Origin of the sequence: Sphingopyxis sp., from assembly GCF_036402335.1 — a bacterium.
In the GTDB taxonomy this organism is placed as follows: domain Bacteria; phylum Pseudomonadota; class Alphaproteobacteria; order Sphingomonadales; family Sphingomonadaceae; genus Sphingopyxis.
The window spans coordinates 1-1,553 of the sequence record NZ_DASWTD010000318.1 but is presented as its reverse complement, the minus strand read 5'-3'; the positions used below and the strand labels follow the sequence as shown (position 1 = coordinate 1,553).

Annotated in this window: 1 protein-coding gene; it reads left to right on the top strand. The window is 68.2% G+C overall.

Annotation, left to right across the window (positions count from 1 at the left end):
- Window positions 1–255 precede the first annotated feature (255 nt).
- A complete protein-coding gene (locus VGD20_RS09910) occupies window positions 256–1,509 on the top strand; it encodes an FAD-dependent oxidoreductase (protein ID WP_331134282.1) in 1,254 nt (417 codons plus the stop codon).
- Window positions 1,510–1,553 lie beyond the last annotated feature (44 nt).

Here is a 1,553-nt window from a genome sequence, read left to right as displayed (position 1 = left end):
GGGGCCCATGGGGTCAGAAGGCTGGCATTGCGCGATTACGCTCTGGGCCCCGGCTTTCGCCGGGGTGCACATCCCCTATCGGCAGCTTCCGGTCGAAACCAGCCATCCCCAGTTCCAAACCCATAGCCCCCGGTTATAGCTTTCGCACAGAATAGCAGCTTTGCGGCCAGCATCCGCTCGATAATCTGACAATCAAAGAGGCGGGTACCGGCATCAAGTCCGGACACGGCCTCAAAAAGGAGGTCGGGTCGAGACATGCGAGCGGAATTTCGCCCTGACGAAGCGATGGTGACGGCCCGGCCGCAGGAGCTGGTGGTGATCGGCGCGGGCGTCGTCGGCATGGCGACCGCACTCACGCTGTCGGACCGCGGCCACCGCGTCACCGTCGTCGACAAGGCCGACGAACCCGGGCGCGGCACCAGCTTCGCCAATGGCGCGCAGTTGAGCTATTCCTACACCGACGCGCTCGCGAGCCCCGCTACCCTCGCGCAGTTCCCACAGATGCTGCTCGCGCGCGACCCGGCCTTTCGCTTTCATTCCAGCCTCGATCCCGATTTCCTGCGCTGGATGCTCGCCTTCGTGCGCAACGGCAGCGCGAACCGCTTTCGGCGCAACACGCTCGCAGGGCTGGCGCTCGCAGTCCGGTCGCGGGGAGCGCTCCATGCTCTCGCGCGCCGGCACCGGATCGAATTCGCGCACGGCACACCGGGCAAGATCATTCTCTACCGTTCGGCGAAAAGCTTTGCCGCCGCGCGCGCCATCGCCGCCGACAAGGGGGTGGCAGGCGCCGAGCAATCCTTCCTCGATGCCGACGGCGCGGTCGCGGTCGAGCCGATGCTCGCGTTGATCCGGCACGGGATCGTCGGCGCGATCCACACCGCCAGCGAAGAGGTCGGCGACCCCTATCGTTTCTGCACCGGCGTACAGGCCGCGCTGGTGGCGGGCGGCGCCGAGGTCCGCTGCGGCGTCGCGATCGACCGGATCGACGCCGACGGAAAACGCCCTACGATCGTCCTGAACGACGGCTCGCGCCTCGGCGCGGATCGCATCATCCTGTGCGCCGGCCTCGAATCGGCCAGTCTCGCGCGCACGCTCGGCGCGCGGCTGCCGATCGTGCCGATGAAGGGCTATTCGATCACCGCCGCGCCAGGCCGGGCTGCACCGCGCGTCAGCATCACCGATGCCGCGAACCGCGTCGTCTTCGCCCGGCTGGCGGACCGGATGCGTATCGCCGGGCTCGCGGACCTCGGCCGCCGCGATACGGGTGTCGAACCCGATCGCCTCGCCGCGCTGGTCGGCAGCGCGCGCGCCGCGCTACCCGACGCCGCCGATTATGACGCGATAGAGTCGAGTTGGGCCGGGCTTCGGCCAATGACTCCCGATTCGCTTCCGATCATGCGGACGATCGCCCCCGGGGTGATCGCCAATACTGGCCATGGCGCGCTCGGCTGGACCTATGCGGCCGGATCGGCTGAACGCGTCGCCGCGATCGTGGAGGAAGAGGGCTGAGAGGCTCGCCAGACAAGCGGCGATTATGATAGGCGGATCGGACT